At 60.2% G+C, this 24,404-nt stretch carries 22 protein-coding genes; 6 read left to right on the top strand and 16 right to left on the bottom strand.

The window, feature by feature from the left end; translation table 11 throughout:
• Positions 1-10 precede the first annotated feature (10 nt).
• Positions 11-745, top strand: a complete 735-nt coding sequence (locus AB4N47_RS12440) for an NADPH-dependent F420 reductase (protein WP_024012583.1) — start codon at positions 11-13, stop codon at positions 743-745.
• Here the strand turns inward: AB4N47_RS12440 and AB4N47_RS12435 are convergent, their stop codons facing one another.
• The 7 genes from AB4N47_RS12435 to AB4N47_RS12405 all read right to left on the bottom strand — a co-directional run bounded on the left by AB4N47_RS12435 (position 746) and on the right by AB4N47_RS12405 (position 7,802).
• Positions 746-1,171, bottom strand: coding sequence for a DUF1850 domain-containing protein (locus AB4N47_RS12435; protein ID WP_341637787.1), 426 nt, complete (start codon positions 1,169-1,171; stop codon positions 746-748).
• A complete protein-coding gene (locus tag AB4N47_RS12430; protein ID WP_281894701.1) occupies positions 1,168-3,195 on the bottom strand; it encodes a TRAP transporter permease in 2,028 nt (675 codons plus the stop codon). The genes AB4N47_RS12435 and AB4N47_RS12430 overlap by 4 nt, the downstream gene beginning before the upstream one ends.
• Before the next feature lie 71 nt (positions 3,196-3,266).
• Positions 3,267-4,217 (bottom strand): TAXI family TRAP transporter solute-binding subunit, encoded by a 951-nt coding sequence (locus AB4N47_RS12425; protein WP_341637786.1) that lies wholly within the window; start codon positions 4,215-4,217, stop codon positions 3,267-3,269.
• An 83-nt stretch (positions 4,218-4,300) separates the two neighbouring features.
• Positions 4,301-5,584: a C4-dicarboxylate TRAP transporter large permease protein DctM gene (gene dctM / locus AB4N47_RS12420; protein WP_041480541.1), complete on the bottom strand. Its 1,284-nt coding sequence runs from the start codon at positions 5,582-5,584 to the stop codon at positions 4,301-4,303.
• Positions 5,581-6,213, bottom strand: coding sequence for a TRAP transporter small permease (locus AB4N47_RS12415; RefSeq protein ID WP_024012587.1), 633 nt, complete (start codon positions 6,211-6,213; stop codon positions 5,581-5,583). The genes dctM and AB4N47_RS12415 overlap by 4 nt, the downstream gene beginning before the upstream one ends.
• 62 nt (positions 6,214-6,275) lie before the next feature.
• A complete protein-coding gene (gene dctP, locus AB4N47_RS12410) occupies positions 6,276-7,271 on the bottom strand; it encodes a C4-dicarboxylate TRAP substrate-binding protein DctP (protein WP_073475082.1) in 996 nt (331 codons plus the stop codon).
• 273 nt (positions 7,272-7,544) lie between these two features.
• A complete protein-coding gene (locus AB4N47_RS12405; RefSeq protein ID WP_039758965.1) occupies positions 7,545-7,802 on the bottom strand; it encodes a DUF6555 family protein in 258 nt (85 codons plus the stop codon).
• Between the two features lie 445 nt (positions 7,803-8,247).
• On the opposite strand from AB4N47_RS12405, the gene AB4N47_RS12400 reads away from it, so the two are divergent.
• The gene (locus AB4N47_RS12400) at positions 8,248-8,466 is read left to right on the top strand and encodes a hypothetical protein (protein ID WP_341637785.1); all 219 of its coding nucleotides are present in this window, start codon (positions 8,248-8,250) and stop codon (positions 8,464-8,466) included.
• 272 nt (positions 8,467-8,738) lie between these two features.
• On the opposite strand, the gene AB4N47_RS12395 is transcribed toward AB4N47_RS12400, so the two are convergent.
• The 6 genes from AB4N47_RS12395 to xylA form a co-directional block, all read right to left on the bottom strand.
• Entirely contained in the window at positions 8,739-10,100 is a 1,362-nt protein-coding gene (locus AB4N47_RS12395) for a purine-cytosine permease family protein (RefSeq protein WP_341637784.1), read from the bottom strand.
• A gap of 13 nt (positions 10,101-10,113) precedes the next feature.
• The gene (locus AB4N47_RS12390; RefSeq protein ID WP_024012592.1) at positions 10,114-10,788 is read right to left on the bottom strand and encodes a cysteine hydrolase family protein; all 675 of its coding nucleotides are present in this window, start codon (positions 10,786-10,788) and stop codon (positions 10,114-10,116) included.
• Between the two features lie 524 nt (positions 10,789-11,312).
• A complete protein-coding gene (locus AB4N47_RS12385) occupies positions 11,313-12,449 on the bottom strand; it encodes a sugar ABC transporter permease (RefSeq protein ID WP_016774325.1) in 1,137 nt (378 codons plus the stop codon).
• The gene (xylG, locus tag AB4N47_RS12380; protein ID WP_341637783.1) at positions 12,450-14,006 is read right to left on the bottom strand and encodes a D-xylose ABC transporter ATP-binding protein; all 1,557 of its coding nucleotides are present in this window, start codon (positions 14,004-14,006) and stop codon (positions 12,450-12,452) included.
• 155 nt (positions 14,007-14,161) lie between these two features.
• Complete coding sequence (gene xylF / locus AB4N47_RS12375) at positions 14,162-15,163, bottom strand: D-xylose ABC transporter substrate-binding protein (protein ID WP_016774327.1); 1,002 nt, start codon at positions 15,161-15,163, stop codon at positions 14,162-14,164.
• Positions 15,164-15,310: 147 nt separating this feature from the next.
• Entirely contained in the window at positions 15,311-16,627 is a 1,317-nt protein-coding gene (gene xylA / locus AB4N47_RS12370) for a xylose isomerase (protein ID WP_041480538.1), read from the bottom strand.
• Positions 16,628-16,802: 175 nt separating this feature from the next.
• On the opposite strand from xylA, the gene AB4N47_RS12365 reads away from it, so the two are divergent.
• On the top strand, positions 16,803-17,978 hold the full coding sequence (locus AB4N47_RS12365) for a XylR family transcriptional regulator (RefSeq protein ID WP_341637782.1): 1,176 nt from the start codon (positions 16,803-16,805) through the stop codon (positions 17,976-17,978).
• 12 nt (positions 17,979-17,990) lie between these two features.
• Here the strand turns inward: AB4N47_RS12365 and AB4N47_RS12360 are convergent, their stop codons facing one another.
• A complete protein-coding gene (locus tag AB4N47_RS12360) occupies positions 17,991-19,157 on the bottom strand; it encodes an MFS transporter (protein ID WP_341637781.1) in 1,167 nt (388 codons plus the stop codon).
• Positions 19,158-19,252: 95 nt separating this feature from the next.
• On the opposite strand from AB4N47_RS12360, the gene AB4N47_RS12355 reads away from it, so the two are divergent.
• Complete coding sequence (locus AB4N47_RS12355; protein ID WP_341637780.1) at positions 19,253-20,146, top strand: LysR family transcriptional regulator; 894 nt, start codon at positions 19,253-19,255, stop codon at positions 20,144-20,146.
• A 48-nt stretch (positions 20,147-20,194) separates the two neighbouring features.
• Here AB4N47_RS12355 and AB4N47_RS12350 read toward each other — a convergent pair whose 3' ends face one another.
• Positions 20,195-20,971, bottom strand: coding sequence for an SDR family oxidoreductase (locus AB4N47_RS12350; protein WP_341637779.1), 777 nt, complete (start codon positions 20,969-20,971; stop codon positions 20,195-20,197).
• 208 nt (positions 20,972-21,179) lie between these two features.
• Here AB4N47_RS12350 and AB4N47_RS12345 point away from each other — a divergent pair, with 208 nt between their 5' ends.
• Positions 21,180-22,088, top strand: a complete 909-nt coding sequence (locus AB4N47_RS12345; protein ID WP_460154558.1) for a LysR family transcriptional regulator — start codon at positions 21,180-21,182, stop codon at positions 22,086-22,088.
• A gap of 10 nt (positions 22,089-22,098) precedes the next feature.
• Here the strand turns inward: AB4N47_RS12345 and AB4N47_RS12340 are convergent, their stop codons facing one another.
• On the bottom strand, positions 22,099-23,538 hold the full coding sequence (locus tag AB4N47_RS12340; protein ID WP_197890395.1) for an HD domain-containing phosphohydrolase: 1,440 nt from the start codon (positions 23,536-23,538) through the stop codon (positions 22,099-22,101).
• 88 nt (positions 23,539-23,626) lie between these two features.
• Here AB4N47_RS12340 and AB4N47_RS12335 point away from each other — a divergent pair, with 88 nt between their 5' ends.
• Entirely contained in the window at positions 23,627-24,400 is a 774-nt protein-coding gene (locus tag AB4N47_RS12335) for an alpha/beta fold hydrolase (RefSeq protein ID WP_341637778.1), read from the top strand.
• Positions 24,401-24,404 lie beyond the last annotated feature (4 nt).

Raw genomic sequence — 24,404 nt, 5'->3', positions numbered from 1 at the left:
GGGTTTTGAAATGAACATCGGAATTATCGGCGCCGGCCACATCGGCGCAACACTGGCGCGCAAGCTGGCTGCGTGCGGTCATAAGATCAAACTGGCCAACTCGAAAGACCCGCAAAGCATTCAGGCACTCGCTGAAGAAGTCGGTGCCAAGGCTGTCACCAAAGAGCAGGCTGTGTCCGATGTCGATGTGATCATCCTGTCGATTCCCTTCGCCCGATACCCTGATTTGAAGCAGACGCTGAGCCAGGTTCCCGAGCAAGTCGTGGTCATCGATACTTCCAATTACTACCCGCAGCGTGATGGGGCGATCAAGGAAGTGGACGAGGGCAAGCCTGAAAGCGTCTGGGTCAGCGAGCAGATCGGCCGCCCGCTGATCAAAGCGTGGAATGCCGTACTCGCCGCTACGCTGGCCGATCAAGGTCAACCTGCCGAATCCGCAACTCGCATCGCCTTGCCAGTCGCCGGCGATGATGTGCGTGCCGAGGCGATCGCTCAGGATCTGGTCGAAGAAACCGGATTCACCGCGCTCGCTGCGGGCAGCCTTCAGGAGTCATGGCGTCAACAACCCGGGACCCCGGCTTACTGCACCGAACTGACCTTGCCGGAACTGAAGCAGGCGCTCGAAGCTGCGGACAAGGCCCGCGCGCCGCTGAACCGCGATGGGTTGATGGCCCGATTCATGGCGCCCGGCACTGAGTTCACCCGCGAGCAGATGGTTGCGATCAATCGGGAAATGACCGCTTGATTAGAAATGAGCGGCTTGGCCTTCATGCGATGGCGATAGCGTGGTCATCTCACACCCCCACAACTGCAAAAACGGCTCGCTGACAGTGGCCGGCCCAACCCATCGGCTGACCAGTTCGCACTTGCCATCCATGCATAACTGGTAATCGCCGGCCTGCGGGGTTCGGCCCAATTGCAGTGGTTGCAGCGGCGGCAGGTGGCGTCGGAAATGCCAACTGCCGTTCTCCAGCCGGGCATCGTCGGGTATCTCCATGCCAGCGCCGTTGCCGCGAACCCTGGCCTGCTCAAGAACCAGACCTTGGGCCGTGACGCGGTAGTCTTCCTCCCAACGGATCTTTTCGGTGCTGTGGTTCCATGCCAGAGTGACGTTCGCTACCGGCAACTGTGCCCAAATGCTGCCGGCCAGACCCAGGCACAAACCGATCATGCATTGGCCGCGGCGGCGCGCCGCGAGCGCCAGACGTGTTGCACGATTACCAGAATCCCGAGTGCGAAGCCGATTTCATCGGTCACTGGCAGTGCCACGATCAGCAGGGCGCCGGCGCCGAGACTGAGCACCCGTTCCCAGATCAGCATTTTCTGTTGCAGAAAACCGGTCGACGCCATGCCCCAGAGACCAACCGCCAGAAGAGTCTTGATCAGCATGTAGGCAGTCGCCCACAAGTTGTCGCCTTGCAGCATCAGTGCCGGGTTGTAGACCGCCATGAACGGGATGACGAAACCGGCCAGCGCAATGCGCACGGCCCACAGGCTGATCTTGAAGCCGCTTTCCTTGGCGATCGGCGCGGCGGCAAAACAGGCGAGGGCGACCGGCGGGGTCAGGTCGGCGAGGATGCCGAAGTAGAACACGAACATGTGCGACACGATCAGTGGCACGCCCAGCTCCAGCAGCGCGGGCGCGGCGATCGAGCTGGTGATGATGTAGTTGGGAATGGTCGGAATGCCCATCCCCAGCACCAGGCAGGTGATCATCGTCAGGATCAGCGACAGCAGCAGGTTGTCGCGGCCGATGGCGAGGATGTAGCCGGCAAACGTCGAAGCGACGCCGGTGAGCGAAACGATACCGATAATGACGCCGACCAGTGCGCACGCGATGCCCACCGGTACCGCGTGGCGGGCGCCCTCGACCAGCGCGTGCAGGCAGATCAGCAGCGTGTCGCGACCGCCCTTGATGAAAGCGCAGACCAGCACCAGGACGGCAATGACCGCGAAAATCACCGCGATGCCGAGCTGGAAAAAACCTGTGCAGAGCACGCCCAGGGCAATCCAGAACGCACAGCGCAGGCCAAAGCTGTGCACCCGGAAAATGATCGCCGAGCCAAGAATCACGATGGCAGTCAATGCCAGGCCGACCATGCCCGAGAACAGCGGTGTGCGCCCGGAAAACAGCAGGTAAACCAGGACCAGCAGAGGAATCAGCAAATACCAGCGGGCTTTCACCGCGCCCCATGCGCTGGGGCATTGGTCTTTGGGCAGACCCTTGAGGTTGGAGCGCTTGGCTTCCAGATGGACCATCCAGAACACTGAGCCGAAATACAGCAGGGCCGGAATAAGCGCCGCCTTGGCGATTTCGACGAAGGGCACATTGATGGTTTCAGCCATGATGAAGGCGACCGCGCCCATCACCGGAGGCATGATCTGGCTGCCCATGCTGGAGGTGGCTTCCACGCCGCCGGCGAACGCGGCGCGATAGCCAAAGCGCTTCATCAGCGGAATGGTGAATTGGCCGGTGGTGACGACGTTGGCAATCCCGGAGCCGGTAATTGTCCCCATCAAGGCCGACGAGGCCACGGCCACTTTCGCCGGGCCTCCCAGCTTGTGCCCGAACAAGCCCATGGCGAAGTCGGTAAACAGCTTGATCATGCCGGCCTGCTCGAGGAATGCGCCAAACAGGATGAACAGGAAAATGTAGGTCGCCGACACATAAGTCGGCGTGCCGTACAGCCCTTCGGTGCCGAACGACAGTTGATTGATGATCTGGTCGAAACCGTAGCCGCGATGGGCCAGTTCGCCGGGCAGATATTCCCCGAACAGGCCGTACGCCAGGAACAGCCCGCAAATCACCGGCAGCGCGATGCCCATCACTCGTCGTGCGGCTTCGAAAACCAGAGCGATCAACACGATCCCTATAACCAGATCGGCCGAGGTGAGGTCACCGGAGCGCTGGATCAGATCGGCCTCGAACACCCATTGATACAGCGCGGTAGCGATGGCGGCCAGGCTCAGCAGCCAGGCCAGCGGTTGCCACGGACGGTCTGTGCCGTGTGCGGGATAACTGAGAAACACCACCCACAGCAGGAAACCGACGTGCACCGCACGCAGCACCTGGCTGGAGAGAGGAGAGAAGGCTGCGGTGACGATCTGGAAAATCGAGAACAGCAACGCTACGTAAAACAGGGTTTTCGGCCAGTCCCGTGGGTTCGCGGAAATACCGTGATGCTCGTCACTCATTGGCTGCCTTCCTCATGACCACGCAAAGGAATCGACGCTGCAGTGGCCGTCACGCCACTGCGCACAAGCGCTTATAAAGCGCCTTTTTCCTTGTAGTAGCGTTCGGCGCCGGGGTGCAGCGCGATCGGCAGGTTTTTCGCAGCCGCTTCCAGCTTGATGTCCTTGGCCGCCGAATGGGAGTTACCCAAGCGCCCCAGGTTGTCGAACAGCAGGCGGGTCATGTCATAGACGACGTCATCCGGCAGGTCGGCGCGGGTCACCAGAATATTGGTGATTGCCACAGTGGGCACGGCTTCGGCCTGGCCGTCGTAGGTGTTGGCCGGGATCATTGCGCTCTGGTAGGCCGGATTGCCGATTTTTGTCACCACCTCGCTCGGAATGGCGACGTAGTTCAGCGGCATTACCGACGACAGGTCACGAATGGCGGCCATGCCCAGTCCCGACGATTGCAGGGTGGCGTCCAGTTGCCGGTTCTTGATCAATTCCACCGATTCGGCAAACGGCAGATATTGCACCTTGCCCATGTCCTCGTAGGTCAGGCCGGCCGCTTTGAATATCGCCCGCGCATTCAATTCGGTGCCGGATTTTGGGGCGCCTACCGAGATGGTCTTGCCCTTGAGATCGGCGAGGCTTTTGATCCCCGACTCTTTGCTGGCGACGATTTGAATGTAATTGGGATAGGCGCCGCCCAAGGCGCGCAATTTGGTCAGCGGTGCTTTGAAACCGGCGTCTTCCACGCCGTTTTTGGCGTCGGCCACTGAGTCGCCCAAAGCCAGGGCCAACTCGCCGCGACCGGCCTGTAGCAAGTTGAGGTTTTCTACCGACGCTTTGGTGGCCTGCACCGATGTCTTCGAGCCGGCAATACCGTCGCTGTAGATTTGCGACAGACCGACCCCGATCGGGTAGTAAACCCCGCTGGTTCCGCCGGTGAGGATATTGATGAACACGGGCGCGGCCTGCGCAGCACTGCTAAGGGTCAGCGTGGCGGCGGCCAGCAGGGCAAAGCGTGTTTTGACTCGCATGGGGGCACTTCTCCGTCTTGTTATGGTTTTAAGCAGAGTGATTGCACTCTGGCCGGTCCCGGCTGAACGTGATCGTCACGACGTCAGTTCATCCCCAGCCAGTTCGGCAGCACCAGTGAGATCCATGGCACGTAAGTAATCAGGATCAGGAACAACAGCAGAATCGACAACCAGGGCATCGCGGCTTTGACTGTGGCGGGCAAGGACATGCCGGTCACCGCGGAGGTCACGAACAGGTTCAGGCCCACCGGTGGCGTGATCAGGCCGATCTCAAGGTTGACCACCATGATGATGCCGAGGTGAATCGGATCGATGCCCAGTTTCATCGCGATAGGAAAAAGGATGGGCGCCAGGATCAGGATGATCGCTGACGGTTCCATGAACGCGCCGGCAATCAACAGCACAATGTTGACCACCAGCAGGAACGTCACCGGCGTCAGGCCGGCGTCGATCACCCAGGCAGTGATTTGTTGAGGTAACTGTTCGGTGGTCAGCACGTGGGCGAACAGCATGGCGTTGGCAATGATGAACATCAGCATGATGCTCAGCTTGGCCGAGTCGAGCAGAACCTTGGGGGTCTCGCGAAAGGTCAGATCCTTGTAGACGAACAAAGCGATGAAGGCCGAATAGACGGCTGCCACTGCGGCAGCTTCGGTCGGGGTGAACATGCCCGAATAGATGCCGCCGAGGATGATCACCATCAGCAACAGGCCCCATATTGCCTGGCGTGCCGTACTCAGAAACTCGCGAAGCGTCGCACGCGGCAAGGCGGGGAGATTTTTCTTCACCGCAACGATGTAGATCGCCACCATCAATGCCGTGCCCAGCAGCAGGCCCGGTACCACGCCGGCCATGAACAGCTTGCCCACGGAGGTTTCTGTAGCAGCGGCGTAAACCACCATCACAATCGACGGCGGGATCAGGATGCCCAGCGTACCGGCGTTGCAGATGATCCCTGCGCCGAACGCCTGCGGATAGCCGGAACGGACCATCCCGGCAATCGCAATCGAGCCCACCGCAGCGACCGTGGCGGGGCTTGAACCGGAGAGGGCGGCGAACAGCATGCAGGCCAGCACCGCCGCGATGGCCAGGCCGCCGCGAATATGCCCGACACAGGCGTTGGCGAAGTCGATCAGCCGGCGGGCGACGCCGCCGGTGGTCATGAAGGCCCCGGCCAGCAGGAAAAACGGAATGGCCAGCAGCGTGTAGTGTTCCGAGGTCTCGAACAGTTTGATCGCCAGCGAGCGCACCGAGTCGGGACTGAAGAAAATGATCGTCAGGGAGCCGGCCAGCCCCAGTGAGATGGCGATCGGCACGCCGATGAACATCAAGGCGAACAGGGCCACGAACAGGAAGGCGATGGTCATGGCTTGTCATCCTCGTGTTCGGCAAGTTTCAGCGCGTCGGCCGCTTCATCGGCCAGGCCGAGGCCGGTCTGACGGTTGAGCAGGATGCGCAGGAGAATTTCAGCGAAGCGGATGAACACCAGCGCGAAGCCCAGCGGCACGATCAACCCGATATGCCACTGCATGACGCCGAAATGGCCGAGATCCTCGGCGCCGATACCGGCGTTCATCAAGGTTTCGATCCATTCGAAGCTGGCGACGGCGAGCAGCCCCGCGTAGGCCAGACAGCACAGGCAGGCGAGGATGCCGATGTAACGCTGTACCGATCTGCGCGCCAGTTTGACCAGTGCGTCGACACCGATATGCCCGGCGGTGCGCACGCCATAGGCCAGGCCGAAGAAAATCAGCCAGCCGAACAGCGCTTTGGTCAGGGCAGTGCTCCAGGTCATGGCCTGCGCCATGCCCATGATCTGATCGCCAACAGCGAACAGCGGAACACTGGCCGCCGGCCAATGATCGGCGAGCCAGTAAAACAGACTGTAGAAATTGTTGAGGATCACGTAGACAAACGTGACGAGGGTCATGGCCGCCAGAAGGAAGACGATGAAGCCTTCCTCGAAGTGTTCCCAGATTCGCCGAAGCGCTTTCATGGATGGCATCTCACGTCGAGTGAAGACGGGCAGGCGCCGACGCAGCGGCGCCTGCCTTGCGATTATTGCGCCTGGTTTGCGGCTTCGGCAGCAGAGATCAGCTCAGCGCCGATTTCGCCTTCGAACTTCTTCCACACCGGTTTCATCGCATCGCGCCATTGCCCACGTTCTTCTGGCGTGAGGGTGATGATTTCCGTGGTTTTGGCGGCAAGGATGCGCTGCTTGTCACCCTCGTTCAGTTGTTGGGCTTCCTTGTTCACGTGCGTGGTGACTTCCACGACGATCTTGTCCAGTTCGCTGCGCACGTCGGGCGGCAGGCCGTTCCAGAATTTGGTGTTGGTGATCAGCATGTAGTCCAGTACACCGTGGTTGGATTCGGTGATGTACTTCTGCACTTCATGCATCTTCTGGCTGTAGATGTTCGAGTAAGGATTCTCCGCCCCGTTGACCACTCCGGTCTGCAGGCCTTGGTATACCTCGGCAAAACTCATCTTGCGCGGATTGGCCCGCACCGCCTTGAACTGCTCCTCCAGCACCGCCGAGGCCTGCACGCGGAACTTCAGGCCGCGCGCATCCGCCGGTACACGCAGTGGCTTGTTGGCCGACAGTTGTTTCATGCCGTTGTGCCAATAAGCCAGGCCGGTGATGTTTTTGCTTTCCATGGATTTGAGCAGGCCCTGACCCTGCGGGCTCAGTTGAAAGCGGTCGACAGCGTTGATGTCATTGAAGAGAAAGGGCAGGTCGAACAGCTGCACGGTCTTGGTGTACTGCTCGAACTTGGCCAGCGACGGCGCAATCATCTGCACATCGCCGAGCAACAGGGCTTCCATTTCCTTGCCGTCACCAAAGAGCGAGGAGTTGGGATACACCTCGACCTTGACCTTGCCCGGCAAACGTTCCTCGACCAGTTTCTTGAACAGCAACGCACCTTGCCCCTTGGGCGTCTGGTCAGCGACCACATGCGAGAACTTGATGATCACCGGGTCTGCCGCCATGGCCGGGTTCATGCTGCTTACCGCCAAAGCGCAGGCAAGTGCGCTGAACAGAGATCTGAGCATCTGGGTGATTCCTCTTGTTTTTATTGTGATGACCGCTCGACGCGCTGAACGCGTTCAAGTGCCGAGACATGTTCAAGTCTAGGCAGAAATATCTGATTTGCCGGGGAATTGACCAGAAAACCGCAAAACAGTAGCGAGTGAACTGAGTACGTGGTTCCGTCAGGGCCGTGAACGGTATGGGGATTACCCGGCGACGAGTGATGTTTGAATTTCAAGTGCCCGCTGCTGAAGGTGAACCGGGCAGATAGGCCTCGGGTTGGCGGCGCGGGATTCTCATATCGCCAGGTCCTCGTCCCAACACACGGCCTTTGATTCGTGCCATTGCACGTCGGTGACGCCGAATCGCTCGGCCATCGGTTTCGAGAAGCGCTTCAATGGAGGCCGGCCTGGCTTGGGAATTGGCGTCAACCCGGCATCACAACTCGCCCACTGCCAGGCTTCTGCGTTGTTCATCAATTTGGCGCGGATAATGAAGGATTTGGGCACACCGTGAAGTCGGTACTTAATCATGTACAAATCTGTCTGGCTCATGAGGCTCTCCTGTTACTCATGAAAGAGGGATGTTCCTCGCGCCAGGAAATTCACAGTTTTTTCTAACATCTCGACATGCGTCCGCACCGGTTGAAAAATCACTTATACAAGCATGCGCTTGCGGTATAACAACGCTCCTTATGTGATTGCGAAAGTTTGATCAGCGTAACTAAGCGAAACGGCAAAATATATCGACGCTTGTCCGGTGTGATGGCGTTTGAATGTCATTTGATATTGACGAGGCACATCGCTGCGTTTAACTAGCGCGTAATCTGTAGATCGCTGCCGATACTGTAAAATTGGTACGTTGGTGCATTTAACCAGTGGAATATTTTAGTTAGCAAGCTTCGCAAGCGAGGCGATAAACGAACAATTTCCTGTACAGATTCAGCGAAGCTCATGTAATGGTTAATGACCCGATTGTGCCTTGACAGGAAGAAGGGCCATGGAAAACGACGAGCTGCGCCACACTTGTACAAAGTGCAATAAGCTGTACAAAACCTCGCCGCAAGCGGAGCGTTATAAGGCAAGTGCCGGACATGCCGGGCTTTGTGAAAAATGTCTCAAAAACCAGCAGGAGCGGGTGATCAGTCAGCGCCTGGCCTTGTGTGCCGCGAAGATGTTGGACATTGATCGTCAGTTCAAGCCATCAGCGAAACGCTGATGTTCGCTTCAGCTCGCAAACGAGGCGGCTGATGAAATTCGGCAAGACTCAACGATTACCGCTGCGCTTGTACAACTGCAGAGAGTTGGGTTGGGCCGTTGATCATGTCCCTGACAATAAATCACTGCCAGTAATTGTTTTGACTTACGTATAAATCGAATCGTCCAGTTTCCCGGATGTTACACAAACTTGCACAGGAAGTAAGAGGCCCGTGAATACGGGCCTCAGTACTGTTCCGATAAAAGAGCACAAACGCTCTCAGCCTGCGAACATCAAACTTGCGATGCCTTGATCAACAGCGAACCGCGCCGGCGCATGAGGGCGTAGTAAGCGCACGCAGGGAACAGCAAGCCAACGGCCCACGCCAGGTCGACGCCTTGCAGGCTGGTGGCAACAGGCCCGACGTACATCGAGGTGTTCATGAACGGAATTTCCAGAGCAATAGTGCAAATGAATATTGCGATTGCTGTCCAGTTCACCCGACCGTAGATACCTGCCGGATCGAAGATGTCGGTAATCCGGTAAACGCCTTTGCGCAGCGCGTAGTAGTCGACAAGATTGATCGCCGTCCAGGGGATCAGAAAGTAGCTCATGAAAAAGATGAAATTCAGGAAGAACTGCAGAAAGTCGTCCTGCGCCAGAGTGCATAAACCGGTAGCGGTCGTGCAGATGATCAGCAGAAATCCCGCACGTACAGACGGGGTGATTTTGAGCGCAGAGAAAGGCTCGATCATCGTGACCGTCGACATGAAAGCGCCATACAGGTTGAACACGTTGATGGCGATCTGGCCGTATAGCACGAATGCCACCATCAGCAGCGTGCCTCCTCCGAGCAGGCCTATAAGATGCAGCCCGACGTTATCGGAGAACCCCACCATGCCCTTGGCCAGTACGGCGCCTAACAACATCATCCAGCTTCCGCCGATAACGGTACCGGCATAGCTGTACCAGAACACTTGGCGGGCGGAAGTGTCGCTCGGCAAATAGCGAGAGTAGTCCGCCACGTAAGGTGCGTAGGACAGTTGCCAAGTGACCGCGATACTGACAGAGGCGAGGAAGCTGACCAGATTGAAACCCTGCGCGGTCCATTGGCCGGCCTCTATCGGCAGCGCGAGAGCGAGCAGGGTGGCGATGCCGAACACGGCAATCGAAATCAGCGAAAGCAGCTTCTGTACGCGATGAATCAATTGGTAGCCGAACAGCGCGACCAGGAAGCATGCCGCGCCCAGCAGAGCGATGTTGCCAGCGGTGCTCAACGGGCTCAGGTCGCTCACCGCCTGAGCAGCCAACAGCGTGTTGCTGACGAAAAAGCCCAAATAAATAAGCATGACGAACAGCAGCGGTACGATAGCGCCGAAAACCCCGAATTGTGCCCGGCTCTGGATCATCTGCGGAATACCCAGTCTCGGCCCCTGTGCGGAGTGCGAAGCCATGAAGATTGCACCAATCAGCGAACCGATAAGAATCGATAGCGCACTCCAGAAAAGATTGAGTCCCAGGCTGATGGGCAACACTCCAGCCGCTACCGTGGTGATGTTGGCGTTGGCACCAAACCAGACGAAGAACAAGGAACGGGGCCGACCGTGACGCTCGCTCTCAGGGATAAAGTCGATGCTGCGTTTTTCAACTTTCATGTCTGTTCTCCGTTCAGCAGGCGTCGACGAGGCGGCGTTGAAAGCGCGCTACGACTTGTGGGAATTCATCTGGCTGGAAGGCGAGGTGATCGGGTTCGGCGGTTCGAAGCGATGTTGCCGGCTCGTTGTTCCAGCGTCTCGACAACTGCTCGGTGGTGAAGAGCTCCAGCCCGTACAGCCAGTTGGAAAGGATGAACAGTGCCGAGTAATGCGCTCCCTCTGTAGTCGCACTACAGGCGTCAGCGACAAGGCTGATCTGGAAGTCGTGCTGATAGGCGTCGAACAGACTGCTCATGACACACACATCCGTCAGCACGCCGATGACCACCAGGTGCTTGATGCCTCGGCGGTTGAGCATCTGAGCCAAACGGGTGCCGTGGAAGGCGCTGTAGCGGCGTTTATCGATGACGACGTCAGCGTCTCGAGGCGCCAGAGCGTCAATGATCTCGATCGCAGATGTGCCGGCGCGGTAAGTCGTTGGCCTGCCTTGGTCGTCTACCGGTTCGCCCAGCGCCAGATCGCGGCCCGGAGCGTCGTTGACATGGCGGGTATAGAAAATCGGGATGTGCAACTGGCGAGCGCGATCGATCAGGGATGCGGCGTTATCGACCACTTGATCGAAGCGTTCGAGCGGGAAGCCATCTTCCTTTTGCATATCGATCACAAGCAAGGCGGTGTTTTGGTTCATCAGGTTTGTTCCGGATGCAGAGCGTCGGGCGAGCCGGAGGGACTCACCAGAAAACTCGGTAATGACGGTGCGCAGCGATCCGCCAAGGCGGAAACTGCGAGAGTGCGAGAGAGACTCTCGTGGGGAGGTGTTACCTGACTATCTGCCAGAAACCGTTTTGCTTCGCGCTCACGCAGGATGGCAGCTGCGGCAGCACGATGGAGGACGAAGAGCGGAATCGACGGAGATAACGCGCCATGGCTGCGCACGGCAACGCACACGCCGCGCTTGAAGAGCAGGTGTGAGCGTCGCCGAATTGTGCGGAGGATGCAGGCATGGCCATAAACCTTGAGCGCGATATGCACTGGAGGAGCAAGATACGGGCCAAGCTGTGCAAGGCCTTCGAAGCCATTGAGCCAGAGCGGACCAAGCGATTGAAGCAGCGTTTTATGGTATCTGGTATTCCATAATATTGTGTTACGTAGCGTAGCAGCGGCTTGCGTTCTTGCTCCCTTTTGACGCAGATATCTCCAGGCTCGCGGCGATCAACGCCGCGCCGTGCGCGTACTCACATCCACCCAGACCGCCAACACCAGAATGCTGCCCTTGACGATCATCTGCCAGTAGCTATCCACGTCGAGCATGGACATGCCGTTATCCAGGCTGGTGATCACCAGTGCGCCGAGGAGGGCGCCGTAGACGGTGCCGGAGCCGCCGCGCATGGAGGTGCCACCGATGAAGCAGGCGGCGATGGCGTCAAGCTCGCCCATGCTGCCGGCGGACGGTGAGCCGGCGGCGAGGCGTGCGGTGTTGACCACGCCGGCGAGGGCGCACATCACGCCCATGATGCCGAAGATCCACAGCTTGACCGCCTGCACATTGATGCCCGACAGGCGCGTTGCTTCCATGTTGCTGCCGACCGAATAGACCCGGCGGCCGAACACGGTCTGGCTGGTGACGTAGCTGAACACGCCGAGCAGAATCAGCAACAGCAGCACCGGCACGGGAATGCCGTCATAGCTGTTGAGGGTTTGGACGAAACCGGCCAGCACCGCGCCGATCACCAGCACGCGCACAACATCACGCACCAGCGAATGCGCCGCTAGGCCATGCAGGGCGCGATTGCGTCGTTGTTTCCAGGTCAGGAACACCGTCAGCACAAACAGCAGCACACCCAGGCCAGTGCCGATCGCGTGGGGCAGATAACCCTGGCCGACGTAGACCAGCTCCGGCGATACCGGGGCGATGGTGGTGCCGCCGGTGATCCCCAGCAAAATCCCGCGAAACGCCAACATGCCGCCCAGCCCGACGATAAAGGACGGTATGCGCAAGTACGCCGCCATGTAGCCGTTGGCGAGGCCGATCATCAGGCCGCACAGGGCGACCAGGCTCAGATTCGCCAGCAGCGGAATGTGATAGACCACGTCGAGTATCGCCGCGAGGCCGCCGAGCAGGCCGAGCAATGAGCCCACCGACAAATCGATCTCGCCGCTGATGATCACCAGCACCATGCCGCAGGCGAGGATTCCGGTGATCGACATCTGCCGCAGCAGGTTGGAAAGGTTGCGCGGGGTGAGGAAGCCGCCCTCGGTCTGCCAGCTGAAGAACAGCCAGATCAGCACCACGGCGAATACCAGCGCGAGCATCTTGTAGCGGGTGAACAGTTGTTTGACCTGATTCATTTACGCGGTTTTCCGATCATTATTGTTATGCCTGCCCGGCTGGCTGAGGGCGGCGGCGAGTACCTGTTCCTGGCTTAGCTCATGGTTGACGAAGTCACCACGCAACTGGCCTTCGCCGATCACCAGCACGCGGTCGGAGACGCCGAGCACTTCGGCGAGTTCCGACGAAACCATGATGATCGACACGCCTTCGGCGGCCAGCGCGCCCATCAACTTGTAGATCTCGTACTTGGCGCCGACGTCCACGCCTCGGGTCGGCTCGTCGAGAATCAGTACGCGCGGTTTGGCCAGCAGCATTTTCGCCAGCACGGCTTTCTGCTGATTGCCGCCCGACAGGCTGGTGATCGGCAGGGACGGACTTGCGGTCTTCAGATGCAGACGGGAGATTTCCCGGTCGATGCAGCCCAGTTCGGCTTCGGCATCGATGCGGGTCATTTTCGAATAGCTCTCGAGCACGGCGAGGGTGATGTTCTGGCCGACGCCGAGATCGGGAATGATGCCTTGGCGCTTGCGGTCTTCGGGCACCAGGCACAGGCCGGCGCGGATCGCTTTCAGCGGCGTGCGCGTGTCGATTGGCTGGCCGTCCAGCCAGACTTCGCCCTCGTGGCGGCCGGGGTAGGCGCCGAACAGTGCGGTGACCAGTTCGGTGCGGCCGGCCCCGACCAGCCCGGCAATGCCGAGAATCTCGCCGCGCTTGAGGCTGAAGGAAATGTCGTCGACCCGTTTGCGCTTGGGGTTGTCGACGTCGTAGCAAGTGATGTGGCGCGCCTCGAAAATCACCTCGCCAATCTCATGCGGCTCGCTGGGGTAGAGGTTGCTCATTTCGCGGCCGACCATCTGCGTGATGATCTGTGGAATGTCCATGTCGGCCATGGCGGTGGTGGCGATGTGTTTGCCGTCGCGGATCACCGAAATGGTGTCGCATACGGCGGCGACTTCATCGAGTTTGTGCGAGATGTAGACGCAGGCGACGCCCTTGGCTTTGAGGTCGCGGATGATGTCCAGCAGCACTTCGATTTCCGAGCGGCTCAGCGCCGAGGAGGGCTCGTCGAGGATTAGCAGACGCGCCTGTTTGTTCAGGGCCTTGGCGATTTCCACCAGTTGCTGATAACCGCCGCCGTACTGCGAAACCGGCAGCGACACGTTCATATCCGGCACTTTCAATTCACGCATCAAGGCTTCGGCGCGGTGGATCATCGCCGGGTAGTTCATGCGCCCGCCGGGCAGCGTCAGCTCATGGCCCATGAAGATGTTTTCCGCCACCGAAAGGTCCGGCACCAGGGTCAGTTCCTGATGGATGATGACGATGCCGGCGGCCTCGGTTTCGCTGATCGATTGCGCCCGGAGCGGTTGCCCGTCCCAGAGGATTTCACCGTCCCAGGTGCCATGGGGATAGACCGCCGAAAGGATCTTCATCAGCGTCGACTTGCCGGCGCCATTCTCGCCGCACAGGCCCACGCATTCACCGGGCCGGACCTTGATGTCGATGCCGTTGAGCGCTTTGACACCGCCGAAGGTTTTGACGATGCCGTTCATTTGCAGCAGGTAGTCGGACATGGAAAAGGCTCGTATATCGAAGACTCACACACCACGAGACCTGTGGGAGCGAGCCTGCTCGCGAAAGCGTCAGTTCAAGCAATGCATCGCTGACTGATACACCGCTTTCGCGAGCAGGCTCGCTCCCACAGGTCTGATCAAGATTTACGACCGGATCACTGCCCGGCAATCTGCGCCTTGGTGTAGAAGCCATCCTGTTCGAGCAAGTCGATGTTGTCCTTGGTCAACGGCGTTGGCGTGAGCAGGATGGTGTCGACCTTTTTGCTGCCGTTGTCGTACTGCGAGGTGTAGGCCGGTTTTTCGTTGCGTGCCAGTTGCACCGAGAGCTTGGCCGCTTCCGAGGCGATGAGTTTCAGCGGTTTATACACGGTCATGGTTTGCGTGCCGGCGATCACGCGTTTGACCGCTGCCAGGTCGGCGTCCTGACCGGAAATCGGCACCTTGCCGGCCAGTTGCTGCGCGGCCAATGCCTGGATGGCGCCGCCAGCGGTAGCGTCGTTGGAGGCGACGATGCCGTCGATTTTGTTGTTGTTACGGGTCAGGGCGTTTTCAACGATGCTCAGCGCTTCGGTCGGGTTCCATTCCTTGACCCACTGCTGGCCAACGATCTTGATATCGCCCTTGTCGATGGCCGGTTGCAGCACTTTCATCTGGCCTTCACGGAGGATCTTGGCGTTGTTGTCGGTCGGCGCGCCACCTAACAGAAAGTAATTGCCCTTGGGCGCTGCTTTCAGCACGCCGCCGGCCTGCATCTCGCCGACTTTTTCGTTATCGAAGGAAATGTAGGCGTCGACATCGGCGTTGAGAATCAGCCGGTCGTAAGACACCACTTTAATCCCGGCTTTCTTCGCCTCGGCCACGGCGTTGGTCAGCACTGTCGCGTTGAACGGCACGATGACGATTACATCGACGCCGCGAGAGATGAGGTTTTCGATCTGCGAAATCTGCTTCTGCTCGTTGGCGTCCGCCGATTGCACGAAGACTTTGGCGTCCATTTTCTCCGCCGCCGCGACGAAGTAATCGCGATCGCGCGACCAGCGTTCCAGACGCAGGTCATCAATGGAGAAACCGATTTTCGGATGGGTTGCGTCGGCCATTACCGGCAGGGCCAACAACGCCAGGGCACTGGCCAGCAGCGTACGTTTCAAGTTCTTCATGGTGGTGCGTCCTTTTATTTTTGTTGGAAAGACACGGCCTGACGATGAATCGGGCTGGTAGAACTGTAGTGAATCTGCCGACGCAGCAGGCACAGAATTGTCGTGCAATTGTCACAGCGTCGTTGCGTCGACAGAGGGTCTCGGCGATCAGCGATACAGGTAACGGTTGACGATGTTTTCGAGCATTTCCTGGCGGCCGCTGACGGCTTGCGGGTTCAGCTCGTTGGTGAACGCGTGCTCGGCCAGCGACTCAAGATTGAAGTCGCCCGCCATCACCGCTTGCCCGAACGGCTGACGCCAGCCGGCGTAGCGTTGGTCCTTGAGGGTTTGCAATTGATCGTTCTCAACCATCGCAGCGGCGCGCTCCAGCGACAGGGCGAGGACGTCCATGGCACCAACATGACCGTGGAACAGGTCGATCTCGTCGAGGCTCTGCCGGCGCACCTTGGAGTCGAAGTTGAAACCGCCATTCTTGAAACCGCCGGCCTTGAGGATTTCATAGGTCGCCAGGGTCATTTCTTCGACGCTGTTGGGGAACTGGTCGGTGTCCCAGCCGTTCTGCGGATCGCCACGGTTGGCGTCGATGCTGCCGAAAATACCCAGCGAGGCAGCCGTGGCAATTTCGTGATGAAAGCTGTGGCCGGCCAGGGTCGCGTGGTTGGCTTCGATGTTGACCTTGATTTCTTTCTCCAGACCGTACTGCTGGAGGAAGCCGAACACCGTGGCGCTGTCGTAATCGTATTGGTGCTTGGTCGGCTCCTGCGGCTTGGGTTCGATCAGCAGGTCGCCGGTGAAACCGATCTTGTGCTTGTGCTCGACCACCATGCGCATGAAGCGCCCGAGTTGTTCGCGCTCGCGTTTCAGGTCGGTATTGAGCAGGGTTTCGTAGCCTTCACGACCGCCCCATAGCACGTAGTTGGAACCCTTGAGGCGATGAGTCGCGTTCATTGCGCTGAACACTTGCGCGGCGGCGCAGGCGAACACTTCCGGATCGGGATTGCTCGCGGCACCGGCGGCAAAACGAGGATTGCTGAAGCAGTTGGCGGTGCCCCAGAGCAACTTGATACCGCTCTGTTCCTGATGTTGCTCAAGGCGATCGACCATTTGTGCGAAGTGTTCGCGGTACTCCTTCAGCGAGTTGCCTTCCGGGGCGACGTCCGTGTCGTGAAAGCAGTAGTAATCGATGCCCAGTTTGCTGAAGAACTCGAATGCGGCTTGAGCCTTGCCGATAGCCAGTTCCATCGGTTCGCCACTGCGTTGCCACGGGCGTTTGAAGGTGCCGGCACCGAACACATCGGAGCCCGGCCAGACGAAAGTGTGCCAGTAGCAGGCGGCCATGCGCAGGTGTTCACGCATGGGTTTGCCGAGGATCAGTTTGTCGGCGTCGTAGTGGCGGAAAGCGAGGGGCGAATCACTGTTCGGGCCTTCGTAGCGAACCGGCTCGATATTGGGAAAATACTGCATGGACCTTGTCCTTGTTGTTCTTGGCGGTGTCTCGATACTAGCAACGGCCCCGTGCCCGCTGATTATGAAAAGCCTCAACTGCGAGTGCGATTTTGCGTATTGAGCTTCAGCGCTCGCAGGCCTAGTCTGTGTCCATCGTCGCCGCGACATGGCGGCCTGGAACAGCCTAAAAACAATGAAAAGCCTACCGCCCGTGCACCGCATCGCCCTGTTGTTCAACGGCAGCAAGATCTACGACCGTGGAATCATCAGCGGCATCGGCAACTATCTGAGCAGCACCCGCGCTTCCTGGGACCTGTTTCTGGAAGAGGACTTCCTCTGCCGCTTGAAAGGCATCGAGCGCTGGCAGGGTGACGGGATCATTGCCGACTTCGATGATCCGCTGATTGGCGAGGCGCTGGCCGACATTCATTTGCCGGTGGTGGCGGTGGGCGGTTCCTACGAGGATGCACGCGCTTATCCAAAAGCGATTCCCTACGTTGCCACTGACAACAACGCATTGATCACGCTGGCTTACTCGCATCTGGTCGAGGCGGGGTTGCAGCGCTTTGCCTGTTTCAGCCTGCCGGAAGCGCAGGCCAATCGCTGGGCGCAGGAGCGGGAAAAAGCCTTTCGCAAACTGATGCAGCGCGACGGCCTGCACGCGGAAATCTATCGCGGCATGGGCACCAGCGCACCGCTGTGGGACAGCGCCGTCGAACAACTGATCGCCTGGCTGCACAGCCTGCCGAAACCGATCGGCATCATCGCCGTCAGCGACGCCCGCGCCCGCCAGTTGCTGCAAGCCTGCCTGACTGCCGGCATCGCCGTGCCGGAGCAGGTCGCGCTGATCGGCATCGACAACGACCCGCTGACCCGCAGCCTGACTCGCGTACCGCTGAGTTCGGTGATTCAGGGCACCGAAACCATGGGCCGCACCGCTGCGCAATTGCTGCACCAGATGCTCCACGGCATGCCGTCCACCGGTACGCATATTCTGATTCCGCCGGACGCGGTCAACGTGCAGGTGTCGAGCCTGCATCAACCGCTGGGCAATCCCTACGTCATGCAAGCGCTACTGTTCATCCGCCAATATGCCTGCCAGGGCATCAAGACCGCGCAAGTGGCGGCGTATGTCGGCGTGTCGCGCTCGTCGCTGGAAGCGCATTTCCGCGCCGAGCGCGGTTGCAGCGTGCATGACGAGATTCTGCGTTTCAAACTGGCGGCGGCTACCAGCGGTTTGAAGAACACCGATGCGGCGATTGCCGACATTGCCCAGGCGTGCGGCTTCAAGTCTGCGCAATATCTGCACACGGTGTTCCGTCGCGAGTTCGGCTGCACGCCCCGCGAATATCAGCAGGGCGGGGCGTAGCGCTGCGAAGACTTACGCCAGCGCAGCGGTACTGGCTCTGGAGCGCCAGGCGAACGTCAGCACCATCAGCAACCCCAGACCAGCCATCGCCGCGCCGGCCAGGGAAATCGCTGGATAACCCAGCCCGGCATTGATCACCGCGCCACCCAGCGCCGCGCCGATCGCGTTGCCGAAATTGAACGCACCGATGTTCACCGCCGAAGCCAGATTCGGCGCGTCCTTGGCGGCTTCCATCACGCGCATCTGCAGCGGCGGCACCAGAGCGAAGCTGGCGATACCCCAGATCAGAATGGCCACGGCGGCCGGCAGCGGCCAGCGCATCAGCACCGTGAACGCCAACAACACCACAATCAATGCGCTCAGCGACACGATCAGGGTGCGGTCGATCGAACGGTCGGCAGCCTTGCCACCCCACATGTTGCCCAGCGTCAAACCGATTCCGAACAACACGAGCATGGCGGTGATGAACGCGGCGGAGGCGTGGGTCTCGCTGCTGAGAATCGGCGCGATGTAAGTGAACACGGTGAACATCGCGCTCGAGCCGACCACGGTCAGGGCCAGCGCGGCCAGTACCGGACCTCGGCCTAGCACACGAATTTCCGCCAGCGCACCCGCGCCTTGCTCTGCTTTCAGATTGGGCAGGGCGAACCACAAGGCGATCATGGTCAGTACGCCGAGGCCGGTAATGCCCCAGAACGCGGTGCGCCAGCCAAACAGTTCACCAAACCAGGCTGCCAGCGGCACACCGCCGATAGTCGCCAACGTCAGGCCCATGAACATCGCCGCCACGGCGCCGGCACGTTTTTCCGGCGCGACCACACTGGCGGCGACCACAGAGCCGACCCCAAAGAATGCGCCGTGATTAAGCGAGGTGATCACCCGGGCGACCATCAGGCTGGAGTAATCGGTGGCCAGCGCCGACATCAGATTGCCCAGACTGAAAATCGCCATCAGCCCGATCAGCAGATAGCGCCGCGGAATTTTGCCGGTGGTCAGGGTCATCAGCGGCGCGCCGAGCAGCACGCCCAAGGCGTAGGCACTGACCAACAACCCCGCAGCGGGAATGGAAACGCCGAGATCGGCAGCGATGCCGGGCAACATGCCCATCGGCGCGAACTCGGTGACGCCGATGCCAAAGGCGCCGACAGCGAGTGCAACAAGTGGTGGATTGATACGCATGGAAAGTCTCCTTATCTATGCCGCCAATGCTACGATCCAACGTTTTCCGGCGGTAGATGGCGATTTTGGCAATCACCTTTGCGTAAGAGGCACGAATGGACTTCAACGGCAGATCAGGGGAAATGAGCGTGTTCGTCACCGTGGCGCAGGAGGGCAGCCTCTCAGCAGCTGCGCGCGCGTTGGGGCTGACGCCTTCGGCGGTCAGTCGGATCATCGCCCGTGCTGAACAGCGACTCGGCACCCGCTTGCTGCTGCGCACCACCCGCGCACTCACTTTTACCGCCGAGGGCGAAGCCTTCCTGCGCGGTGCCCGGCGGATTCTGGCCGACATGGACGAAGTGGAAGGGGCCATCACCGATCAAGGCGTACCCAAGGGCCGCTTGCGTGTCAGTGCCGCCCTTGGCCATGGACGGCTGACCATTGTGCCGCTGGTCGCAGCCTTCACCACCCGTTACCCGAACATCGTTGTCGACCTCAGCCTCGGCGACGAAGTCGTCGACATCCTCGCCGGCCAGGCGGACGTCGCCATCCGCTTCGGCCATCTGCCCGACAGCCCGCTCACCGCGCGCCGGCTCGGCCACACCGGCCAGGTCGTGGTCGCATCGCCCGATTACCTGAAACGCCACGGCACGCCTCTCGAACCGGAAGACCTGCTCAAGCACAACTGCCTGCGCTTCAACTTCCGCCGCGCCGAAGCCAACTGGCCGTTCATCCGCGACGGCAAGGAGTTCTCGCTGAAAGTCAGCGGCAACATCGAATGCAGCAGCGGCGAAGCACTGGCCCAGTTCGCCAGACTCGGCGCAGGCGTTGCGCGCATTGGCGAGTTCACCGTCAGGGAAGACTTGCAGCGCGGCACGCTGATCCCGCTGCTCCAAGCGTTTAACCCGGGCGATGAGGAACCGATTCATGCGGTGTTCGTCGGCGGCGCGGCGATGCCGGTGCGGGTGCGCTTGTTTGTGGATTTTTTGCTGGAGCAGCATCGGATGTAAGCGTGCCGGTCGGATTCAGCGAGTCATCCCTGACCCGCAAACTGCCGGCTAGATTGTCGGGATGGTCCCGCCGTCGATCACAAATTCACTTCCTGTGATCGAAGCCGCTCGGGGCGACGCCACAAACCCGATCAGCTCAGCCACTTCAGCTGGCGTCGATGGGCGGCCGAGCGGAATACCGCCCAAGGCTTGCATGATGATGTCCTTGCCCCCCTGATAGTCAGTGCCAGCCTCCCGCGCGAGTCGCTCGGCCAATGCCACCGATGCTTCGGTTTCGACCCAGCCCGGGGAAACCCGAACCACCCGGACCCCTTTGGGCGACACCTCTTTCGACAGGCTCTTGCTGTAGGTCGACAGCGCAGCCTTGGCCGCCGCGTACGCTGTGGTGGATTCCGGCAGCGGCAATCGACTCTGGATGGAGGTGACATGGATCACCACGCCATCCCGACGCTCGAGCATGCCCGGGAGCAGGGCGCGATCGAGGCGCACCGCTGGCAGCAAATTCAGATTGAGCTCGCGTTGCCACTGCTCCTCGTCGAGCGCTGCAAAACCACCACCGGGGGCCGACGAGCCACCCAGGACATGAACCACTATGTCGACGCCGCCCAGTTGCTGTTGGACCGCTGCGATGAGTGCGTCACAACCCTCCCGGGTCGAAAGATCAGCCGCGACCAGCAGTGCGCCCGGCATTTGGACGTCCACTTGCCGAGCCGAGGTGATGACTTTCGCGCCCTCGGCTATGAACCAATCCACAACGGCTTTGCCGATTCCTTTGGTACCGCCGGTGACGAGGACCCGTTTGCCAGTCAATCCTGAATTCAGCATGGCGAGATCTCCAGCACTCGGAATTGATGGATCGCGTCGTAGATTTCTTTCTCGTCGATGACTGTGACATACGTCTGCACGACGGCGGGATGTTGAAGGTTCATTGGCTGACTCCTGATTGATTAACTGGAGTCATCTTGCTGCGCCACAGATAGTTTGTTCAACTGGGACAAACCTTAATGACCTATCCCGAAAAACAGGACAATCCATGGTTCAGGATCGCTTGGCCCTCAATGAACTGGACGCCGTCATAGCCGTGGCGCGAAGGGGGTCGTTTCGCCAGGCCGCCATTGATCTCGACGTCTCCACCACCGCGCTGAGCAACACCATTGCGCAACTGGAAGCGCGCCTCGAATCGCGACTGTTCAACCGCACCACCCGCAGCGTCGCCATCACCGAAGCGGGGAGAGTGTTTCTCGAACAGGTGGGGCCAGCCTTGCAGGATTTGCGTGCGGCACTCGACGCAGTGCGCTCGCAGAACGCCGGGCCCTCGGGCACGTTGCGCATCAACGCCTTCGCCAGTGCTGCGCGTTCGGCGTTGCTGCCACTGGTGATCGAGTTTTTGCAGCAGCATCCGAAAATCCATATTGACCTTGTAACCGAGGGCCGGCTGGTGGATATCGTGGCTGACGGCTTCGATTTCGGCGTGCGCTCGGCAGGCCTTGTGCCCAACGATGTGATTGTGGTGCCTGTCGGCCCGCCGCAACGTTACGCAGTGGTCGGTTCGCCGGCGTATTTTGCACAACACGGCAAACCGCGCACGCCGTCCGAGCTGCTCGGGCATCGATGCATCCGCTTGCGACTGCCGAACGGGGCGATTTTCCCTTGGTATTTCGAACGGGACGGAGAAGTTACCCGTCTGGATGTGAACGGTCCGCTTACGCTGGATGAATCGAGCGTGGTCAAGGTCGCGGTGCAGGCGGGCATGGGGCTGGGCTTTTTCATGGAGCAGGACGTTCGTGACGAAATCCGCACCGGCGAGTTCGTGCAGGTACTCGAGGACTGGACCCCGCCCCGAGACAGGTTGTGCCTGTACTACCCGAACCGCCGCAATCCCTCTGCGGCCGCCAAGGCATTCATCGAACTTGCTCGCGCTAGGCAGGCTGATCAGGCGTGACCGGGTGGACTCAGGCGATCAAGCCCAGTGTCAGCCCCTTCAGGGTGGCGGCTGCCCGGGTCGAACACTGCAGTTTGCGAAAGATGCTTTCCATGTGCGTGCGCACCGTGCTCGGACTGATAGCCAACAGTTGCGCGACTTGTTTGTTGCTGGCGCCACGGCTGATCTCCAGAAGAATGCGGCACTCACGGGCTGTCAGCAGCGAAGGCTTGGGTTGCCGCAGGCGGCGCTCGCCACTGGCGGCAGCAATGACCGCTTCGCAGACATCGTTATCGAACAGGCCACGGCCAGCATCCTCTTTGAGTAGCTTGCCCGCTGCGGCTTCGTCGTGGGCTGATCGCCAGGGCCGGGCCTGCCTCAACGCCACCCAGGCGACCGAGGTGGCGAACAGCCGATGTTCGGCATTCAGTGCATCACCCGCCACGCCGCGAAAATAGCCGCTGCCATCGAGCCGTTCATACGCGTGGGTGGCTATCTCGGCGGGCGCGGCCAGTTCCATTACCGGCCTGAGCGCCTGTTGCGTCCAGTAAGGCACCAGGCGCACTCGCTCTGCCGCACCGTAGGGCAGCGGCCCTGGGCTATTCCATAGGTGATTGGAAACGGCTGCGCGGCCGAGGCCGTAAATCAGCGCGGACTTGCCAATGTCTGTCAGCGTCGGCTCACTCAGCCCCCACAGGCGTGCCGCTTCCATGGCAACATGCGCGACCTGACGCGAATGCCCGGCCAGCCATGGCAGCTTCAAGTCAATGACGTCTCCGACCAAAGTCAGCGAGACACGACGCTGCTCAGGCACGGGTTCAACTTTTGTGCAAAGCGTTTCCAGATCCGCCAGCCAGGTCTTGGCATTGGCCACCAGCAACGACACCAGCGATGCGGGATAGCGCCGATCCGACTGCTCGCTGATCCAGCGCAGCGCCGCGTCCAGGCCATGGGCGCGGGTGAGAATGTCCAGATCACCGGCCATGACCACCTGATAGGCGACTTCAGGGATGTGTTCATGGCTTACGCCCAGCGGTCGGCCAGTGCCGTCGTAGGTTTCGAACACCCGACACAGGCCCGCTTCGACGGCGGTTCCGAGCTGGAGGGTTTTGGCGATTGCACCGGACACTTCACAGTGCACCACGGCCAGCGGGGTTGCCTGATGCACCGCGTTCATCTGTTCATTGCCGAGGGTCAGATCGAGCATTGCGCGGCGACCATCGACGTCGTCGCCCAGCAGGTCGGCAAAGCCTTCGGCGTTGGCCGTGCACCCAGACCAGCGCAGCAAGGCAATCTGCTCTGCAACCTGCAAATGCTCACCGGCGCCGTGGCATGCCTGCGCGAGCATCCGCGCCAAAGCGGCAACGCGCCGGGAATGACCGAGCGGTTGCCCCATGCTGAGGTCACCGACCTGGGCGATGGTTGCCAGTGCGCCGTCCAGCGAGATGTCCAGTTGCAAGCCACTATCCATGAAAAATGCCCCGGGGTCGGATAATTGACCGATGCCCACAACGCAGGCCAGTCAGCAGAATCTGAACTCCCGAACAGGAGCTCATCCAATGAAAACAATCAAATCGAAATTCGCCACCGTCGCCTTTGCCCTGGCCAGTACGTTCATGGCTGGCGCCAGCCACGCGCAGGATACAACGCCTTCGGTGGTGATCGTACACGGCGCCTTCGCTGACGGTTCCGACTGGGCCAAAGTGGTGCCACTGCTGCAAGCCAAAGGCGTGGCCGTTACCGTTGTGCAAAACCCGCTCACCTCGCTGGCCGACGACGTTGCCGCCACGCGCCGCGCTCTGAACAACCAGCAGGGCAAGGTGGTGCTGGTCGGTCACTCGTGGGGTGGCACGGTGATCACCGAAGCCGGGAACGACCAGAAAGTCAGCGCGCTGGTGTATGTCGCCGCCTTCGCGCCAGAGGCCGGGCAAACCAGTGGCGAACAGGGCAAAGGCGCGCCCACGCCGCCGGGCATCAGTCAGATCAAGGCCGACGGTAACGGCTTCCTCTATCTGACCCCCGAAGGCATGGCCAAGGGCTTCGCTCAGGATCTGCCGGCCGCGCAAACTGCCGTCATGACTGCCACGCAAGGGCCGATCAAGGCCTCGGCTTTCGAAGATAAAACCACCGTTTCGTCCTGGAAAACCAAGCCGTCCTGGTACTTGCTCGCTACCGAAGACCGGATGATTCATCCCGACGTCCAGCGTGCTGCCGCCAAGCGTATCGGCGCGAGCCTTGAAGAGGTGCACGCCAGCCATGTCCCGCAGCAGTCGCAGCCGGCGCAAGTCGCGGCGGTGATTCTCAAGGCCGTGCACAGCGTTGCTGAACAGTGATCGC

The sequence above is a fragment of the Pseudomonas sp. S3_G06 genome (assembly GCF_054667565.1).
This window is presented reverse-complemented; position numbering and strand designations above follow the sequence as displayed.

Bases quoted from the DNA above. Each gene is read 5' to 3' on its own strand.
- AB4N47_RS12440 (WP_024012583.1), top strand. From the start codon at position 11: ATGAACATCGGAATTATCGGCGCCGGCCACATCGGCGCAACACTGGCG.
- AB4N47_RS12435 (WP_341637787.1), bottom strand. From the start codon at position 1,171: ATGATCGGTTTGTGCCTGGGTCTGGCCGGCAGCATTTGGGCACAGTTG.
- AB4N47_RS12430 (WP_281894701.1), bottom strand. From the start codon at position 3,195: ATGAGTGACGAGCATCACGGTATTTCCGCGAACCCACGGGACTGGCCG.
- AB4N47_RS12425 (WP_341637786.1), bottom strand. From the start codon at position 4,217: ATGCGAGTCAAAACACGCTTTGCCCTGCTGGCCGCCGCCACGCTGACC.
- dctM (WP_041480541.1), bottom strand. From the start codon at position 5,584: ATGACCATCGCCTTCCTGTTCGTGGCCCTGTTCGCCTTGATGTTCATC.
- AB4N47_RS12415 (WP_024012587.1), bottom strand. From the start codon at position 6,213: ATGAAAGCGCTTCGGCGAATCTGGGAACACTTCGAGGAAGGCTTCATC.
- dctP (WP_073475082.1), bottom strand. From the start codon at position 7,271: ATGCTCAGATCTCTGTTCAGCGCACTTGCCTGCGCTTTGGCGGTAAGC.
- AB4N47_RS12405 (WP_039758965.1), bottom strand. From the start codon at position 7,802: ATGAGCCAGACAGATTTGTACATGATTAAGTACCGACTTCACGGTGTG.
- AB4N47_RS12400 (WP_341637785.1), top strand. From the start codon at position 8,248: ATGGAAAACGACGAGCTGCGCCACACTTGTACAAAGTGCAATAAGCTG.
- AB4N47_RS12395 (WP_341637784.1), bottom strand. From the start codon at position 10,100: ATGAAAGTTGAAAAACGCAGCATCGACTTTATCCCTGAGAGCGAGCGT.
- AB4N47_RS12390 (WP_024012592.1), bottom strand. From the start codon at position 10,788: ATGAACCAAAACACCGCCTTGCTTGTGATCGATATGCAAAAGGAAGAT.
- AB4N47_RS12385 (WP_016774325.1), bottom strand. From the start codon at position 12,449: ATGAATCAGGTCAAACAACTGTTCACCCGCTACAAGATGCTCGCGCTG.
- xylG (WP_341637783.1), bottom strand. From the start codon at position 14,006: ATGTCCGACTACCTGCTGCAAATGAACGGCATCGTCAAAACCTTCGGC.
- xylF (WP_016774327.1), bottom strand. From the start codon at position 15,163: ATGAAGAACTTGAAACGTACGCTGCTGGCCAGTGCCCTGGCGTTGTTG.
- xylA (WP_041480538.1), bottom strand. From the start codon at position 16,627: ATGCAGTATTTTCCCAATATCGAGCCGGTTCGCTACGAAGGCCCGAAC.
- AB4N47_RS12365 (WP_341637782.1), top strand. From the start codon at position 16,803: ATGAAAAGCCTACCGCCCGTGCACCGCATCGCCCTGTTGTTCAACGGC.
- AB4N47_RS12360 (WP_341637781.1), bottom strand. From the start codon at position 19,157: ATGCGTATCAATCCACCACTTGTTGCACTCGCTGTCGGCGCCTTTGGC.
- AB4N47_RS12355 (WP_341637780.1), top strand. From the start codon at position 19,253: ATGGACTTCAACGGCAGATCAGGGGAAATGAGCGTGTTCGTCACCGTG.
- AB4N47_RS12350 (WP_341637779.1), bottom strand. From the start codon at position 20,971: ATGCTGAATTCAGGATTGACTGGCAAACGGGTCCTCGTCACCGGCGGT.
- AB4N47_RS12345 (WP_460154558.1), top strand. From the start codon at position 21,180: ATGGTTCAGGATCGCTTGGCCCTCAATGAACTGGACGCCGTCATAGCC.
- AB4N47_RS12340 (WP_197890395.1), bottom strand. From the start codon at position 23,538: ATGGATAGTGGCTTGCAACTGGACATCTCGCTGGACGGCGCACTGGCA.
- AB4N47_RS12335 (WP_341637778.1), top strand. From the start codon at position 23,627: ATGAAAACAATCAAATCGAAATTCGCCACCGTCGCCTTTGCCCTGGCC.